At 55.7% G+C, this 16,912-nt stretch carries 14 protein-coding genes and 2 pseudogenes; 10 read left to right on the forward strand and 6 right to left on the reverse strand.

Features of this window, described 5'->3' with window-relative positions:
- The first annotated feature begins 32 nt into the window (after positions 1-32).
- Positions 33-4,889, forward strand: a complete 4,857-nt coding sequence (locus tag JQ845_RS21145) for an NAD-glutamate dehydrogenase (RefSeq protein WP_003444722.1) — start codon at positions 33-35, stop codon at positions 4,887-4,889.
- A 72-nt stretch (positions 4,890-4,961) separates the two neighbouring features.
- Here the strand turns inward: JQ845_RS21145 and JQ845_RS21150 are convergent, their stop codons facing one another.
- Positions 4,962-5,225, reverse strand: a complete 264-nt coding sequence (locus JQ845_RS21150) for a DUF4404 family protein (protein ID WP_003444719.1) — start codon at positions 5,223-5,225, stop codon at positions 4,962-4,964.
- 313 nt (positions 5,226-5,538) lie between these two features.
- On the opposite strand from JQ845_RS21150, the gene JQ845_RS21155 reads away from it, so the two are divergent.
- From JQ845_RS21155 to rssC, 3 genes are all read left to right on the forward strand, one after another.
- Positions 5,539-6,228 carry an MlaA family lipoprotein gene (locus JQ845_RS21155; RefSeq protein WP_003444717.1) on the forward strand — a complete coding sequence of 230 codons (690 nt, stop codon included), beginning with the start codon at positions 5,539-5,541 and terminating at the stop codon, positions 6,226-6,228.
- A gap of 343 nt (positions 6,229-6,571) precedes the next feature.
- Positions 6,572-7,756, forward strand: a complete 1,185-nt coding sequence (rssB, locus tag JQ845_RS21160) for a two-component system response regulator RssB (protein WP_003444715.1) — start codon at positions 6,572-6,574, stop codon at positions 7,754-7,756.
- Entirely contained in the window at positions 7,753-8,235 is a 483-nt protein-coding gene (rssC, locus tag JQ845_RS21165) for an anti-sigma factor antagonist RssC (protein WP_010657349.1), read from the forward strand. Before rssB ends, rssC begins: the two co-directional genes overlap by 4 nt.
- A gap of 67 nt (positions 8,236-8,302) precedes the next feature.
- Here rssC and dusA read toward each other — a convergent pair whose 3' ends face one another.
- Complete coding sequence (gene dusA, locus JQ845_RS21170) at positions 8,303-9,313, reverse strand: tRNA dihydrouridine(20/20a) synthase DusA (RefSeq protein WP_003444712.1); 1,011 nt, start codon at positions 9,311-9,313, stop codon at positions 8,303-8,305.
- An 81-nt stretch (positions 9,314-9,394) separates the two neighbouring features.
- Between dusA and JQ845_RS21175 the strand changes: the two are divergent.
- Positions 9,395-9,610, forward strand: a pseudogene (locus JQ845_RS21175) (integrase); the annotation flags it as partial.
- Between the two features lie 60 nt (positions 9,611-9,670).
- Positions 9,671-10,204 carry a phage baseplate assembly protein V gene (locus JQ845_RS21180; RefSeq protein ID WP_203009426.1) on the forward strand — a complete coding sequence of 178 codons (534 nt, stop codon included), beginning with the start codon at positions 9,671-9,673 and terminating at the stop codon, positions 10,202-10,204.
- A 17-nt stretch (positions 10,205-10,221) separates the two neighbouring features.
- Here JQ845_RS21180 and JQ845_RS21185 read toward each other — a convergent pair whose 3' ends face one another.
- Together JQ845_RS21185 and JQ845_RS21190 are read right to left on the reverse strand one after the other, a co-directional pair.
- Complete coding sequence (locus JQ845_RS21185; RefSeq protein ID WP_003444708.1) at positions 10,222-10,476, reverse strand: hypothetical protein; 255 nt, start codon at positions 10,474-10,476, stop codon at positions 10,222-10,224.
- A gap of 552 nt (positions 10,477-11,028) precedes the next feature.
- Positions 11,029-11,535, reverse strand: a complete 507-nt coding sequence (locus JQ845_RS21190) for a GNAT family N-acetyltransferase (protein ID WP_236010227.1) — start codon at positions 11,533-11,535, stop codon at positions 11,029-11,031.
- A gap of 215 nt (positions 11,536-11,750) precedes the next feature.
- Here JQ845_RS21190 and JQ845_RS21195 point away from each other — a divergent pair.
- Both JQ845_RS21195 and JQ845_RS21200 read left to right on the forward strand, forming a co-directional pair.
- Positions 11,751-11,911: pseudogene (locus tag JQ845_RS21195) on the forward strand (site-specific integrase); the annotation flags it as partial.
- Between the two features lie 200 nt (positions 11,912-12,111).
- Positions 12,112-12,528, forward strand: a complete 417-nt coding sequence (locus JQ845_RS21200) for an Ivy family c-type lysozyme inhibitor (protein ID WP_203009427.1) — start codon at positions 12,112-12,114, stop codon at positions 12,526-12,528.
- A gap of 100 nt (positions 12,529-12,628) precedes the next feature.
- On the opposite strand, the gene JQ845_RS21205 is transcribed toward JQ845_RS21200, so the two are convergent.
- On the reverse strand, positions 12,629-12,859 hold the full coding sequence (locus JQ845_RS21205; RefSeq protein ID WP_202210645.1) for a hypothetical protein: 231 nt from the start codon (positions 12,857-12,859) through the stop codon (positions 12,629-12,631).
- Positions 12,860-13,199: 340 nt separating this feature from the next.
- On the reverse strand, positions 13,200-13,958 hold the full coding sequence (locus JQ845_RS21210) for an endonuclease NucS domain-containing protein (RefSeq protein WP_203009428.1): 759 nt from the start codon (positions 13,956-13,958) through the stop codon (positions 13,200-13,202).
- 541 nt (positions 13,959-14,499) lie between these two features.
- On the opposite strand from JQ845_RS21210, the gene JQ845_RS21215 reads away from it, so the two are divergent.
- Both JQ845_RS21215 and JQ845_RS21220 read left to right on the forward strand, forming a co-directional pair.
- Entirely contained in the window at positions 14,500-15,432 is a 933-nt protein-coding gene (locus JQ845_RS21215; RefSeq protein ID WP_161720185.1) for a LysR family transcriptional regulator, read from the forward strand.
- Positions 15,433-15,726: 294 nt separating this feature from the next.
- Entirely contained in the window at positions 15,727-16,908 is a 1,182-nt protein-coding gene (locus tag JQ845_RS21220; protein WP_203009429.1) for a M20 aminoacylase family protein, read from the forward strand.
- Positions 16,909-16,912 lie beyond the last annotated feature (4 nt).

Consider the following 16,912-nt stretch of genomic DNA (forward strand, 5'->3'; position numbering starts at 1 on the left):
TCTCAATAACAAGCCCAAGCGGAGTACCACAGATGGCGTTCTTCACCGCAGCCAGCAAAGCCGACTTCCAGCATCAACTGCAAGCAGCTCTGGCCCAGCACATCAGTGAACAGGCATTGCCACAAGTAGCCCTGTTTGCCGAGCAATTCTTCGGCATCATTTCCCTGGACGAACTCACGCAACGTCGAATGTCCGACCTGGCCGGCTGTACGCTGTCAGCCTGGCGTCTGCTGGAACGCTTCGATCCGGCGCAGCCGCAAGTGCGGGTCTATAACCCTGATTACGAGCGCCATGGCTGGCAGTCGACCCACACCGCCGTAGAAGTACTGCATCACGATTTGCCGTTTCTGGTGGATTCGGTACGTACCGAGCTGAACCGCCGCGGTTACAGCATCCACACCCTGCAGACCACGGTGTTGAGTGTTCGCCGCGGCAGCAAAGGCGAGTTGCTGGAAATTCTGCCCAAGGGCACCAGTGGCGAAGGCGTCTCGCAAGAGTCGCTGATGTACCTGGAAATCGATCGCTGCTCCAATGCCGCTGAATTGAATGTGCTGAGCAAGGAACTGGAACAGGTTCTGGGTGAAGTGCGCGTCGCCGTGGCTGATTTCGAGCCAATGAAAGACAAGGTCCAGGAGTTGCTGGCAGGTATCGACAGCTGCCAGTACGTCGTCGATGCCGATGAGAAAGCCGAAATCAAGAGCTTCCTGGAGTGGCTGGTGGGCAACCACTTCACTTTCCTGGGCTATGAAGAGTTTGTGGTACGTGACGAGGCGGATGGCGGTCATATCGAATATGACCCGCAGTCGTTCCTCGGTCTGACCAAGCTGCTGCGGGCCGGCCTGACTGCCGAAGACCTGCGCATCGAAGATTACGCCGTCAGCTACCTGCGCGAGCCGACCCTGCTGTCGTTTGCCAAGGCTGCGCACCCAAGTCGCGTACATCGCCCGGCTTACCCTGACTATGTCTCGATTCGTCAAATCGATGCCGACGGCAAGGTGATCAAGGAATGCCGCTTCATGGGCCTGTATACCTCGTCGGTATACGGCGAGAGCGTGCGGGTGATTCCTTATATCCGGCGCAAGGTTGCCGAGATCGAACGCCGTTCCGGCTTCCAGCCCAAGGCTCACCTGGGCAAGGAACTGGCTCAGGTGGTCGAAGTCCTGCCCCGTGACGATCTGTTCCAGACCCCGGTCGACGAGTTGTTCACCACGGTGATGTCGATTGTACAAATCCAGGAGCGCAACAAGATTCGCGTGTTCCTGCGCAAAGACCCGTATGGCCGTTTCTGCTACTGCCTGGCCTATGTGCCACGGGACGTGTACTCCACCGAAGTGCGGCAGAAAATCCAGCAAGTGCTGATGGAGCGTCTGCAAGCTTCGGACTGCGAGTTCTGGACCTTCTTCTCCGAGTCGGTACTGGCCCGCGTGCAACTGATCCTGCGGGTCGATCCCAAAAACCGGATCGATATCGACCCGCTGATGCTGGAAAAAGAAGTGGTCCAGGCTTGCCGCAGCTGGCAGGACGATTACGCAAGCCTGGTGGTTGAAAGCTTCGGCGAAGCCAATGGCACCAAGGTGCTGTCGGACTTCCCGAAAGGCTTCCCGGCCGGCTACCGCGAGCGCTTTGCCGCGCACTCGGCCGTGGTCGACATGCAGCACCTGATGAGCCTGAGCGAGAAAAACCCGCTGGTGATGAGCTTCTACCAGCCGTTGGGTCAAAGCGCCGGCCAGGAACTGCATTGCAAGCTGTATCACGCAGATACGCCACTGGCGTTGTCTGATGTGTTGCCGATCCTGGAGAACCTGGGCTTGCGCGTATTGGGCGAGTTCCCGTACCGCCTGCGGCATGCCAATGGCCGTGAGTTCTGGATCCATGATTTTGCCTTCACCGCGGGCGAAGGCCTGAATCTGGATATCCAGCAACTCAACGACACCCTGCAGGATGCATTCGTGCATATCGTCAAGGGTGACGCCGAGAACGATGCCTTCAACCGCCTGGTACTGACCGCCGGTTTGCCGTGGCGTGATGTGGCATTGCTGCGTGCTTACGCCCGCTACCTGAAGCAGATTCGCCTGGGCTTCGACCTTGGCTATATCGCCAGCACCCTGAACAACCATACCGACATCGCCCGCGAGTTGACCCGGTTGTTCAAAACCCGCTTCTATCTGGCGCGCAAGCTGACCGCAGAAGATCTGGATGACAAGCAGCTGCGTCTGGAACAAGCGATCCTGACTGCGCTGGATGACGTTCAGGTACTCAACGAAGACCGCATCCTGCGTCGCTATCTGGACCTGATCAAAGCAACCCTGCGGACCAACTTCTACCAGCCGGATGCCAATGGCCAGAACCGTTCGTACTTCAGCTTCAAGTTCAATCCGCACCTGATTCCCGAGCTGCCAAAGCCGGTGCCGAAGTTTGAAATCTTCGTCTACTCGCCACGGGTTGAAGGGGTTCACCTGCGTTTCGGCAACGTTGCTCGCGGTGGCTTGCGCTGGTCCGACCGTGAAGAAGACTTCCGTACCGAAGTACTGGGCCTGGTAAAGGCTCAACAGGTGAAGAACTCGGTCATTGTGCCGGTGGGCGCCAAGGGCGGTTTCGTGCCACGTCGCCTGCCACTGGGCGGCGGTCGCGACGAAATCCAGGCCGAGGCGATTGCCTGCTACCGGATCTTCATTTCCGGTCTGCTGGACATCACTGACAACCTCAAGGACGGCGCGTTGGTACCGCCATTGAACGTGGTCCGTCACGATGACGATGACCCGTACCTGGTGGTAGCAGCCGACAAAGGGACCGCGACCTTCTCCGACATTGCCAACGGCATTGCCATTGATTACGGGTTCTGGCTGGGTGATGCGTTTGCTTCGGGCGGTTCGGCCGGTTATGACCATAAAAAAATGGGCATTACCGCCAAAGGCGCCTGGGTGGGCGTGCAGCGCCACTTTAAAGAGCGTGGCATCAACGTTCAGCAAGACAGCATCAGCGTGGTTGGCGTCGGTGACATGGCCGGCGACGTGTTCGGCAACGGCCTGTTGATGTCCGACAAGCTGCAACTGGTCGCGGCATTCAACCACCTGCACATTTTCATCGATCCGAACCCGGAGCCGGCCAATAGCTTCGTCGAGCGTCAGCGCCTGTTCGACCTGCCGCGTTCGGCCTGGTCGGATTACGACACCAGCATCATGTCGGCAGGCGGCGGGATCTTCTCGCGCAGTGCGAAAAGCATCGCCATCTCCCCTGAGATGAAAGAGCGTTTCGCAATTACCGCCGACAAGCTGACCCCGACCGAACTGCTGAATGCCTTGCTCAAGGCGCCGGTAGATCTGTTGTGGAACGGCGGTATCGGTACCTATGTCAAAGCCAGCAGCGAAAGCCATGCCGATGTAGGCGACAAGGCCAACGACGCGTTGCGGGTAAACGGCAACGAGTTGCGCTGCAAGGTTGTGGGCGAGGGCGGCAACCTGGGCATGACCCAGTTGGGCCGTGTCGAATTCAACCTCAATGGCGGCGGTTCCAATACCGACTTCATCGACAACGCCGGTGGTGTGGACTGCTCTGACCACGAAGTGAATATCAAGATCCTGCTCAACGAAGTGGTGCAGGCTGGCGATATGACCGAGAAGCAGCGTAATCAGCTGCTGGGCAGCATGACCGATGAAGTCGGCGGCCTGGTGTTGGGCAACAACTACAAGCAGACCCAGGCCATTTCTTTGGCGGCGCGCCGTGCATACGAGCGCATTGCTGAATACAAGCGTCTGATGAGCGATCTGGAAGCCCGTGGCAAGCTGGACCGTGCCATTGAGTTCCTGCCGTCCGAAGAGCAACTCAACGAGCGCGTAGCGGCGGGCCATGGCCTGACCCGTGCCGAGCTGTCGGTGTTGATCTCGTACAGCAAGATCGACCTCAAGGAAGCCTTGCTCAACTCCCAGGTCCCGGATGACGACTACCTGACCCGTGACATGGAAACCGCGTTCCCGCCGATGCTGGTCAGCAAGTTTGCCGCTGCCATGCGTCGTCACCGCCTCAAGCGTGAAATCGTCAGCACCCAGATCGCCAACGATCTGGTCAATCACATGGGCATTACCTTTGTCGAGCGGCTGAAAGAGTCGACCGGCATGAGTGCTGCCAATGTGGCGGGTGCTTATGTGATCGTGCGCGACATCTTCCATCTCCCGCACTGGTTCCGTCAGATCGAAGCTCTGGATTACCAGGTTCCGGCCGAAATCCAGCTGGCGCTGATGGACGAGTTGATGCGTCTGGGTCGTCGTGCCACCCGCTGGTTCCTGCGCAGTCGTCGCAACGAACTGGATGCGGCACGTGACGTGGCGCATTTCGGCCCGCATCTGGCGGCGTTGGGGCTCAAGCTCGACGAACTGCTGGAAGGTGCAACCCGCGAGGGCTGGCAGACCCGCTACCAGGCTTACGTCGCAGCCGGTGTACCGGAGTTGCTGGCGCGGATGGTGGCTGGTACTACGCACCTGTACACCTTGCTGCCGATCATCGAGGCTTCGGATGTGACCGGCCAGAATGCTGCGGATGTGGCCAAGGCGTACTTCGCCGTCGGCAGTGCGCTGGATCTGACCTGGTACCTGCAGCAAATCAGCAACCTGCCGGTAGAGAACAACTGGCAGGCGCTGGCCCGTGAAGCGTTCCGTGATGATATCGACTGGCAGCAGCGTGCAATTACCGTCTCGGTACTGCAAATGGCTGATGCCCCGACTGAAATCGAAGCGCGTCTGGCATTGTGGCTTGAGCAGAACAACTCGATGGTTGAGCGCTGGCGCTCGATGCTGGTGGATCTGCGTGCCGCCACCGGCAATGACTACGCAATGTATGCGGTAGCCAACCGTGAGCTGCTCGACCTGGCGTTGAGTGGTCAATCAGGGCTCTGACAGCCTGAGCAATAAAAAAAGCCCCGACTCGATTGAGTCGGGGCTTTTTTGTGTCCGGGGTGTAACGGGAAATCAGATCCCGATATTACCCAGGGTTTGTACGATATTGCGCAAGGTGCCAGCCAGGGTAGGGTGCTCGACCTCAAAGCGTTCTACCGCCAGATTAACGTTGTCGACCAGGCTGGTGTCCTGAGTTGCGTTTTCGACTTTGATCTGGGCATCGATCTGTTCAGCGAGTTTGTTGAGGTCGTCCCGCTCATCAAGGGAAAGTGGCGGGTTTTTATCAAGTTGCTCGCGCAGGGAGTCGAGTTGTTTTTGCAGATCGCCGGCAGGCATAGCATTCATCCTTTATTGATAGGCTCTGTATAGACCTTCGCCGTGAACAAAAGGTCTGTAAGCGGGCCTCTAGATTAATCCACTCGGGCCAAGCATGCATGATCTCTATCAAAATCCCTATAGCGGCTTTTGCCGGCAGAGAGGGGCGAGATGCGGAAACTTATAACAAATGTAATTATTTTCGGAACGACTGCTGCATGGGTCAGTCTGTTGCAGGTGTTTCTTTGGGCGCCGAAAATCCAATTACCGTTATACTCTGCGCCTGACCCAGGGCGTAGCGCCCAAGTATTATGTATTTTTTAGGAGCTTTGCTATGCGCTGGACCGATCGTCTTGCTCAAATATGTGTCTGTGCCGGTGTTGCGATGGTCCCATTCACCGCCAACGCCGCCACCGAAGATGACCCGTGGGAAGGAGTTAACCGGGTCATTTTCAAATTCAACGAAAAGCTCGATACCTATGCCTTGAAGCCCCTTGCCCAGGGCTACCAGTTCATCACTCCGCAATTTCTGGAGGATGGCATCCATAACATGTATCGAAATATTGGCGACGTGCGCAACCTGGCCAACGATGTATTGCAAGCCAAGCCCCAGGCTGCGGGTGTAGACACGGCCCGTCTGTTGATGAATACCACCCTCGGTGTGGCCGGTTTCTTCGATGTCGGCACCAAAATGGGCCTGCAGCGCAACGCTGAAGACTTCGGGCAAACCCTGGGGTACTGGGGTGTACCTAGTGGTCCTTACGTGATGTTGCCGGTACTGGGTCCGAGCACCGTGCGTGACGCAGTCGCCATTTATCCGGACACCTTCGCCGAACCGTACCGTTACATGAATGATATCCCGGCCCGTAACATGGCAATCGGCATGGATGTTATTGATACCCGCGCCAGCTTGCTGTCTGCTGAAAAGCTCATTACGGGTGACAGGTACGTCTTTATCCGCAATGCGTATTTGCAGAACCGCGAGTTCAAGATCAAAGACGGGCAGGTTGAAGACGACTTTTGATTCTTGCGCTGTTGCTGAAAAAAAACGGCCCTGAGGGCCGTTTTTTGCATTGTCGGGGTGGGGTGAAGGTTGCTTTTGGCGGAGCTCGAACCTTGGTTTTAGTTGCCGTTCACGAGGTTCTTATAACCCGCAGGAATTTAACTTGACGAAGACCTGCGGCCACCATCGGCCTGAGCTTGAAACCCCCCGCGGATGGGAGTACCGTCTGCGCCTTACACGGGCACCTTTGTAGGATCGAGCAATACCATCGATTTGAATCAGGGATGTTCATAAGCCAATTCAGTCGTTGAGCCCGACCCGTTCGAGCTCCTACGCCAACCTAATTCTGGCGCCATTTGCCCACATGCAAAAAACCAGTGCCACGCTGCTGATCATTGATGACGACGAAGTAGTACGCGCCAGTTTGGCAGCCTACTTGGAAGACAGCGGCTTCAGCGTCCTCCAGGCCAGCAATGGCATGCAGGGTCTTCAGGTGTTCGAGCAAGAGCAGCCAGACTTAGTGATCTGTGACTTGCGCATGCCCCAAATGAGTGGCCTGGAGCTGATACGGCAGGTAGCGCAGCGCTCGTCGCAAACCCCGGTGATCGTGATTTCCGGTGCGGGCGTGATGAGCGATGTGGTCGAGGCGCTGCGCTTGGGTGCTGCCGACTACCTGATCAAGCCGCTTGAAGATCTGGCCGTTCTGGAGCACTCAGTACATCGGGCGCTGGATCGCGCGCGGCTGCTGGTGGAAAACCAGCGCTACCGCGACAAGCTGGAGTCTGCCAACCGCGAGCTCGAAGCCAGTCTGCATCTTTTGCAGGAAGACCAGAATGCCGGGCGCCAGGTGCAGATGAACATGCTGCCCATCAGCCCCTGGTCCATTGATGATTTCAACTTTGCTCATCAAATTATTCCTTCCCTGTATTTGTCCGGCGATTTCGTGGATTACTTCAGGGTCGATGAGCGACGGGTAGCCTTCTATCTGGCTGACGTTTCCGGTCACGGTGCGTCATCCGCGTTTGTAACCGTGCTGCTCAAGTTCATGACCACGCGCTTGCTGTTCGAGTCCAAACGCAACGGGACCCTGCCCGAGTTCAAGCCTTCAGAGGTGCTTGGGCACATCAACCGCGGCCTGATCAACTGCAAGCTGGGCAAACACGTGACCATGGTCGGCGGAGTCATTGATGAAGAAACCGGTGTGCTGACTTACAGCATTGGCGGCCACCTGCCATTGCCGGTGCTTTACACGCCTGACAGCGTGGGCTACCTGGAAGGGCGAGGGCTGCCGGTTGGCCTGTTTAATGAAGCGACCTATGAAGATCATGTTCTGAAGTTGCCGGAAGCTTTCAGTCTTACACTGATGTCGGACGGAATTTTGGACCTTTTGACCGAGCAGACGCTCAAAGAGAAAGAGGCAGCTTTGCCACAACTGGTAAAAGCAGCTGGCGGCAGCCTGGATGGCCTGCGCCAAGAGTTTGGATTAGCTACGCTCGGGGAGATGCCGGATGATATCGCCTTGTTGGTGTTAAGCAGGAATCTTAAATGAGTACCGGTAGAATTCAGTTCGCCGAACAGGACGGTACATTTGTCCTGAAATTTGTGGGTGAAGTGCGCCTGACACTGTGTTCGGCACTGGATGCGACAATCGAGAGGATTTTCACGGCGCTGAATTTCAACGCCATCGTCATTGACCTCACCGAAACCCGCAGCATCGACAGCACCACCCTGGGTTTGCTGGCGAAACTGTCGATTTTGTCACGCCAGAAAATCGGTCTGTTGCCGACAGTTGTCACCACCCACGAAGACATCACGCGACTTCTGCAGTCGATGGGCTTCGATCAGGTGTTCAACATCATCGGCAAGCCAATTCCGTGCCCTGAGTGCCTGACAGACCTGCCATCCCAGGACCAGTCTGAAGAAGTGGTCCGGGTCAAAGTGCTTGAAGCCCACAAAATTCTGATGGGGCTCAACGACTCCAACCGTGAAGCGTTCCATGATCTGGTGAATGCACTCGAGCGTCACTGACCCTTGAGCGGCAACCGATAAAAAAGGGCCGTCCTGTACAGGACGGCCCTTTTTAATTGCCTGCGATTCAGCGGCCTTCCAGCAGCTCTGCGGCTTGATCCAGCAAGGCCAGTGGGTCCTTGGCCTTGTGGATGTCCACAGACAGCAACTGACGGAAGCGCCGTGCCCCGGGAAAGCCCTGGCCCAGCCCCAGGATATGCCGGGTGATATGGTGCATTGCCCCACCCGCAGCAATGTGCGCCGCGATATAAGGGCGCAACAGCGCTAGGGCCTGGGCCCGTGAAATCACCGGTTCGGTACTGCCAAAAAGCTGCTGATCGACTTCAGCCAGAATGTACGGGTTGTGATAAGCCTCACGCCCGAGCATCACCCCGTCAAACACCTGCAAATGCTCCTGGCATTGTTCAAGCGTCTTGATCCCGCCGTTGAGAATAATCTCCAGCTCAGGGAAATCAGCTTTCAGCTGCGCGGCAACGTCATAACGCAAAGGTGGAATATCGCGATTTTCTTTCGGCGACAGCCCTTCAAGAATCGCAATACGCGCATGCACGGTAAAACTGGTACAACCCGCATCCTTAACGGTGCCAACAAAGTCACACAGCTGCTCGTAACTATCGCGTCCGTTAATACCAATGCGGTGCTTGACCGTGACCGGAATGGAAACGCTGTCACGCATGGCCTTCACACAATCGGCAACCAGCGCCGGATGAGCCATCAGGCATGCGCCAATCATATTGTTCTGCACCCGATCACTCGGGCAGCCGACATTCAGATTCACCTCGTCATACCCGGCGGCCTGGGCCATGCGCGCGCAGCCTGCCAGATCGGCGGGAACACTGCCACCCAACTGCAATGCCAGCGGATGCTCAGCCTCGTCGTGACGTAAAAAGCGCTCGGCATCACCGTTAAGCAGCGCGCCAGTGGTCACCATCTCGGTGTAGAGCAGGGTGTTTTTCGATAACAGGCGCAGGAAGAAACGGCAATGACGATCGGTCCAGTCCATCATAGGGGCCACGCTAAAGCGTCTGGACACCGCAGAGCCTGTGTTTACGTGGGGTGTAGCTGAATTCTGTACCATTTTGCTCTACGTGTTTTAGGCGTGTTTTAGGGGGTGAGTGGTACAAAGTACCAACCCGATTACGAATTGTACCAGTTGACCATGGCCGCGATCAGAGCAGGCAAACGCACCGACGGCAGCATTAGTAACACGGCTCCAATACGCCTGATTCGTGAAGGGGCGCAAGTCTACCAAGAGAGCCAGACCTTCGCCCGAAAACAGGCCGCCCAGGCATGGGTTTGCAAGCGTGAAGCCGCGCCGGATCAACCCGGCGCGATCGAGCGGGCAAGCCGTGTAGGCGCCATGGTTAAGGAAATGGCACTGGCCCGACGAAAAACCCGGCTTGCTGGTGTTCAGCGTGGGCGGTGAGGTTGGCCCATGAGCCACGTCCTTTCCGAGCACGACCGCATGATCGTGGGCATGGTCAAGGAGTGCTATGTAGTCGCCCTGGACCTGACTGCCCGGCCGCCGATGTGCCGGGTGTCTGACGGCGAGTGGGTCAGTGCCTGGGTGCGCTGGCACAGTCTGGCAGCGGGCAAGGCACGGCACTGGCGGGTGCCCAGCATGGGTGAGCAGGGCACTTTGCTCAGTCCGAGTGGTGATGTGTCACAAGGCACCTTTGTGCCGGGCTTGTTTGGCGATGCCGGGCCCGCCCCGGATAACCGCGATCACGTCGAGCGCTGGCTCACGGTTACAGCATTGTGCTGCCGACTGGCTTGGTGGATATCAAGGTCGGCGGCGACCGTTACGGATAGCGCTGTGGTGGTGACGTCCGGGGCGATCGCGCTCGATGGTGATGTGACCATTTACGGCGAAGTGCTGAGCAACCGCGGGCTGCGCGTCACGGGGGATATCAACGGTGGCGGAGCAATTATCGACACCAGTGGCAACACGACTAACCACAAGCATTGAGGGAGTTCGAGTCAGCTTTATGAATCAACTGTGTTCGCATGATAGTCCTTGGCAAATCTAACAGCAGTGGTAATAGCTGCCCGGGCTTGGGGACTGTTCTTCCAGCAAGTCGATCCAACTGCTGCTGATGCCTGAGCCAGGATGTCGTCGACACTCGCCTTGCTGAGTAAATTAAGCGAGTCAATGCCCATCTGCTCTAGGCGAGCGATAACGGTCGGTCCTACGCCTTTTAGGGCCAGCAAAGCATTATGTTCCGTTTGTGGAAATGGCATCCGTAAACTCCTGTTATCGGGTAATGAGGACTCCGGAGTGTGCCCGACAGGAAAGGGCAGCTCAATAGATGGGCAGCATTACTACAGCGATAGCTTTCAACTCAACTAACCCGCCAGGCGCGGGTATTTTTTTGCCTGGAGAAAACAATGGCTAGCAAATCAACACCGCCCGACTAAAAATGTAAAATCTGAGCTGGCGTCATTTTTCGAGTGCTGTATTTTTCACTGCTATCGTAGTTATTAAAGAAGTCGATGTTGATTGTGAGAGGTTGGAAGTTGTTTTTGGTTGTAGTCTTGCTCAATTAGCCTGCAGAAAATCGTATATTAATTATCCTTTTTCGATACAAGTTTCCCGGTGAATGAAGTCGTAGCTAGGCATGCCTGGTGCTTATGCTTTAGGTGATGTGGGGTTGTGATACTGCATTTGTAAGGCTGCATCCCCGTGCAGTGAATCGCCTCGTACCATCCATCACTGACAAGGCTGAGGATTTCGCGTGATTGGCAGCAGCCTACCCGAAGTGGCAGCTGGTCCACCCGAGGCATTAATGAGCCTCATTTTAGGTTTTTCTGCATCAGTGCATTCTGAAGTGTTACGCCCCGACGGATCGGAAATCCTCGGCGCACGACATGAAAACCGTACAATTCAAAGAACCTTTCAGCCGTCTTGCTGACATCTGAAGTCAGTTCGTCAATGCCAAGTAACCTGGCTTCTTCATGGATACGGTTCATGAGTAAAGTGCCTATTCCTTGCCGAGGATGAGTACCCGACACAAAAAAATGGTCGATGTAACCGTTCGGTTGAATATCGGCATAGCCCACAATTTCCCCGCCTACCTCAGCCACGAATGGGCGGAGATTTCGAAGATGCTCCGCCCATAGCGTCTGATCAAGATCAGCAGGAGCCCAGGCCTCGACTTGATCGCGAGTGTAATCGCGTGACGCGACTTCATGAATGGCAGAGTAAAAGACGTCGAACAACGCAATCTCATCCCCGATTCTGAACCGTCGAATCTCCATGGTTTTCTCACAAAGCGTCCGCAAAAAAGAAGAGTCTGTCATACCGGATAAAAATCAGGAATGAACGACCTCGAGTTCCATAAGTACAACTGGGTGCCTATTTTTGGTCGTTCGCTGCCGCTTATGTAAACGGTCTTTCTTTTGCGAATGGTCGTTCAAGGATGGGATGGTGGTACAAAATTTATACAGGGATTAGATTGGAGCCAGATAATGTTTACAGGTGCTCTGAGTGTTAAAAACCTTCGCGCAGCAAAATCATGGGCACTGTCACCGTTCGCAAGCGCAGGGATGGATCGACGGGTTACACCGCGCAGATCCGCATTATGCAAAAGGGTGTGACAGTTTATCAGGAAGCCAGACGTTCGATCGCAAGGCGACCGCGCAGGCCTGGATCAAAGGTGTCGAAACTGAAATGTCAGTTTGGCTGGACCAGGTAAACATTTTGCTGTCGGGTTATGAACACGCAGCACGGATTCTTCCTCGGCCGTGATCAATCTCTCTGGTCTAGAATGTTTGCTGCGGCGGATTATCGAAACTTCTCAGGCGAGGCTGAGTCCGACGTATTGAGTTCCGCATCGCGTGATGCGCTCACCAAGTTGCTTACAGGGAGTTATTGAAATGAAAAAAACACGCCTCTCAATCCTGACTGGATCTTGCATGATGTTGATCGCGGCTGGAGCTTCAGCGGAGCAGTATCTGCCCGAGTTAGCCAGCAAGACTCCGTACAAAAAAGCCTATGCCGAGATGCTTAGCTTTCCGAGCTGGGTCAGCAAAGCTCAGGGCGTCGCGTCGCCGGTTGAGAAGGTTTCGGCTGAAGGAAAAAGCTTCACCGTGGGGCATATGTGCAAGCCACACGACTGTGCAGACAATCAGCTCAGTGTTGTTTTTAGTGCCGATGGAACAAAGTCCTGGGGGCTTCTCGCTACGCGTTCAGAGGATGGGAAGGCCTTCAACAAACAGCTGCTGGGCAACCCTGACAGCGTGATCGAGGGACTTCTGAACAAATCCTTCTCTGATAACAATCCAGAAGACTAACCCGTGGAGCAAGATTTGGCGGTGTTGTAATACTGGCATGAGCTTCTAGGCGGCTTAATTGGCGACTTCTTTACTGACTTGGCCATGACCGATCCTTTCTTTACTTCTGCTGGCCGGCAATGTTTGTCGTTTGCATTGCTGGACGCGGGCTATGCGGCGCATGTAGTGCTGCCTTAGCTCGCTTTGGGTAGTGGATGCTGTGGACGGCGATGATCCGTTCGAAGGCCCTGGCGCCGATTGCGAGCTTGCCGCAGCACTGCCGGCGGGTAATACCCAACGCCATTAATCCCTTGATTCGTTCGGCCAGCCGCGCATCCTTGGATTCATCCACCTACTTTGGTACCACGTTCCGGGTGCCGCCGTAGGTTGGAGCTTTGAAGGTTACCCCGAACTCCTTGCCGATCTTGTAGACCATACGCTGGTCGATACCGAGTATTGCCGCGACCTCAATCTTTGGGTGATTAACGGCCGGGCCCCGCAGGCGTTCAACCTGCTTAAGATGCTTTTGGTCACGAACATCAGATCGTGCCAAGGGTAGGGGAGTTGAATCGCCCCCCGGTTTATTCGACGCATCGCGGAGCCGCTATTGGTCTGGAGATGGCGGAACAGACTGAGGTTTGAACATGCATAGCGACGGTCGAAGTCAGCCCTTCGCTCACTGGTAGAAACGATCAATTTATGGGGCTACGAAAGTTGGGGCTGTTCACTCCCCATATTTCATCTGAAATTGGTCCATCTGCTTCAAGGATTTGGTTCAGGCTGAACGCTACTTCATACTCAAAAAGCGAGACATTAGGCACTGCCACGATAGCGTGACGCAGGTTTGAGCTGATGGATTTCGCAACGATGACGCCCTTCACCATCTTCCCGTGCGCAAGGTTCTTCTTGATCCAGCCCATGTAGCGGCTGATCTGACCGATCGCACGATCTGCCACACGACCACGCTTGAGTTCAAAAATCACGAACGCGTCATCTGAATCAAGTGCGAGTATGTCGATTGGTCCAACGTTGGTAGGGTATTCAACTCCATCACGACCTTGAGGGTCGACATAGAGGCGAAGTGATTTACCTTCCAGTTTCAGTGATTCGATGTTGTGAGATATGAAGTCGCGTAGCTGCCATTCCAGTTCAAAAACTGTCTCTCGATCTGAATCTGGCGTGTCTTCGTCACCAAGAGCCAGGTCTTCATCTTCGATGGCTTGGATAGCTGTTTTAGGTGTGCCGGGATGCAGGACCAGAACCTGTGTTTCAGTTTCTTCAGTGATCCATCCCATTCGAGTGAATGCACGACGAAGCTGCTGAGAATTCGTGTTGCGATCGATAGGTGGTGCTTCATTGGGATTCTGACGGCACCATTCTTTCATCGGATAGAGCGTGTGCCTACCATCTAAATCGACCAATACAACAGAGTATTTCTTGGGGGGCTGCATCTAGGGGTGTCCATGACTGATGGCCTGAAATTGGCAGGTTAACTGGTGGGGGATAAGAATACCAATGTGGTGATATTGCTCGTCTATCGCCACCGGTGGCAACGCGCAGCAGTGTTGTACGGGCGGAAGTTAGTCGGCTTAGCGTCTGCTTCTGGCCGAAAGCAGCCCCTCATACAACACTGTCAGTTTTGGAGTGCCATGAGCAATCATCAGGCAGCAGAACACTGTACGAAAAGACAAAAACTCGGACTGTATTTGATTGAGAGGATGAAGGTCAGGCCGTTGGGCATAAACAGGCTCGGGCCGCTCAAAGCTGTGCGTGAGTCGTAGTTGGGGAGGGACGGGGTCAATAAAGTCGATACATGCAAATGGATATCCGCATCTTGTACAAATGCGCGACACTGAAAACCTGTTAGGGCATGGCTAGGATTCAGGCTTTTCCAGGGACATGATGTCGGCCCGATATGGGCACTGGTGTGATTTTGGAGGATCGTCTTCGGCCATGTTTCGTCAATTCGACCGCTAATTAAGAAAGAGAAAAATGGATACCAGGAAACTGCGTCATGTTCTGGGGCTGGTCGAGCACCTGACCTTTACCAAAGCCAGTATCGAGGTCAACCTGAGTCAGCCGGCCTTGTCGCGCAGCATTCAGTCGATCGAGGCTGAACTGGGGGTGCAGTTGTTCGATCGCGGACCTAACGGGGTTGAGCTGACACCTTACGGCGAGGTGTTTACCGAGCGCGCACGCAAGGTGCTGGCCGAGCTCAATGAGTTGCGCCGGGATATCGAATTGGTGCGCCGTGGTGAGTATGGCGAGATTGCGCTGGGCTTCGCGCCGACGGCGGCGGCCCTGCTCAAAACTCAGTTGCTGGAACATTTTGCCCTGAACTGTCCGCAGGTGCGATTGACCGTCAAGGGCGGCACCTATGAAGAATTGTTGTGGCTGCTGCTGGAAGAGAAGATTGATATTTTTTTCGGCGATGTGGCGCTGTTGTCCTATCGCCAGGATTTGCAGGTCGATTTGTTGCCCAATTGGCGAAGTGGTTTCTTTTGTGCCGCCCATCATCCTTTGGCGCAGAAAAAACAGGTTCACCCCTCGGAATTGCTGGGTTGCCCCTTGGGCAGTATCAAGTTGTCAGCCTGGGCCATGGCGGAGCTGGATACGTATTTGGGGGGATCCATCGAGACGGCCATTCATTTTCAGACGGATGTGCTCGCTGACCTCGAGGCCTTGGCGTTCACCAGGAACACCGTGGTCTTCGGCAGTTACCCGGCATTTTCGAGCGCCGTGGACAGTGGCCGGCTGCAGGAGATCGCGCTGAATCCACCGTTGCAACTGCGCGCGCGTTTCGGTTCGGTCAGCCTTGCGGGACGTACCCTGGCGCCCTCGATAAAGGGAGCCAAGGCGCTGGCCCAGGAGATATTTGCGCGGTGCGCCGAACAGTTCCCCGTGGCGCCCTTGATCGAGGGTTGATCTCGGTGAAGATCGACAGCGCGGCGATCACCAGTCCTGGAGAGGTCGTCAGCAACTGACCCGTAGTGCCTGCACCGGTGGCGAGGATCTTGCCATTGCAGCGATCCAGCAGCAGACCACCGTCACTGCCACTCCACGACCCTGGCGCTGAAGCGCGCACGATCCACGTTCGCATTGGCTATGCAAAGAGCGCATAGACACGTCCCAAGTATGCATTGGCCTGCAGCATTTGCACTCCAGCATGATGCTCGCAAGCGCTAAAAAAGCGCTCCCAATAATAAGGAACCCATGCACATGCCTATCAGCCCTGAAATCCAAGCCCTCGCCAGCGATATGCGCCTCTGGCGCCAACAGATTCACAGCCAGCCAGAAACAGCCTTCCAGGAACACAAGACGGCCAACTTCGTTGTTGAGCTGCTGCGCTCATGGGATATCGAAGTCCACACCGGTATTGGCCAGACGGGTGTCGTCGGGGTGATCCACGGCAGCCTTGGCTCAGGGCCGACGATTGCCTTTCGTGCCGACATGGATGCCTTGCCCATCGTCGAAGAAGGGCAGCCGTCCTATCGCTCTGTGCACCACGGGGTATTCCATGGTTGCGGTCACGATGGTCATACAGCCATTCTCCTGGGCACGGCGCGTCTGTTGGCAGAGCGGCTAGATTTCAGCGGCACCGTGGTGCTGATCTTCCAACCCGCTGAAGAGATCATCCAGGGAAGTCGGGCCATGCTGGATGATGGCTTGCTGCAGCGTTTCCCGTTCGAAGAAATCTATGCGCTGCATAACCATCCCGCCCTGGCGGCTGGCACCGTTGGCGTTCGTCGCGGCGCAGCGCTGGCCTCGGTGGACTTTTTCTCGATCCGCATCATCGGCGTCGGCAGCCACGGCGGTATGCCGCACTTGAGCGTCGACCCGATCATGATCGGCTCAAGCCTGGTTGCGGCCCTGCAAAGTATTGTAAGCCGCAACGTCAATCCGATAGAAAATGCAGTGATCAGTGTCTGCAGCTTCCAGTCCGGAGAAACCAATAACGTCATCCCCGAGTTCGCGGTGCTCGATGGCACCGTGCGCACTCTGTCCGTTGCTGTTCGAAAGCAGGTCGTCGAACGCATGCGCGAAGTCTGCCAAGGGCTGGCATTGGCTCATCAGTGTCAAATCGAGATGACACTGGCCAACAACACCCCGCCAACCGTCAACAGCCCTGAGCAGACCCAACACGTGATCCGTGCCGCGAAGCTCGTGGTCGGGGCCGATAAACTGCAGGAAAACGTCGCTCCGATCATGGCCGGTGATGACTGCGCAGTGTTTCTCCAGGAGCGTCCTGGCTGTTATTTCCTGCTGGGCCAGGATGGTCCTATGTGTCACCACCCGCATTACGACTTCAACGATGATGTGGCAAGCATCGGGGTGGCGATGTTCAGGCAGCTTGTGGATTTACGACTCGGTTCCGGACGCGACGACAATAACAATAACTAAGCCC

The sequence above is a fragment of the Pseudomonas paraversuta genome (genome assembly GCF_904063065.1).
Lineage (GTDB): Bacteria > Pseudomonadota > Gammaproteobacteria > Pseudomonadales > Pseudomonadaceae > Aquipseudomonas > Aquipseudomonas paraversuta.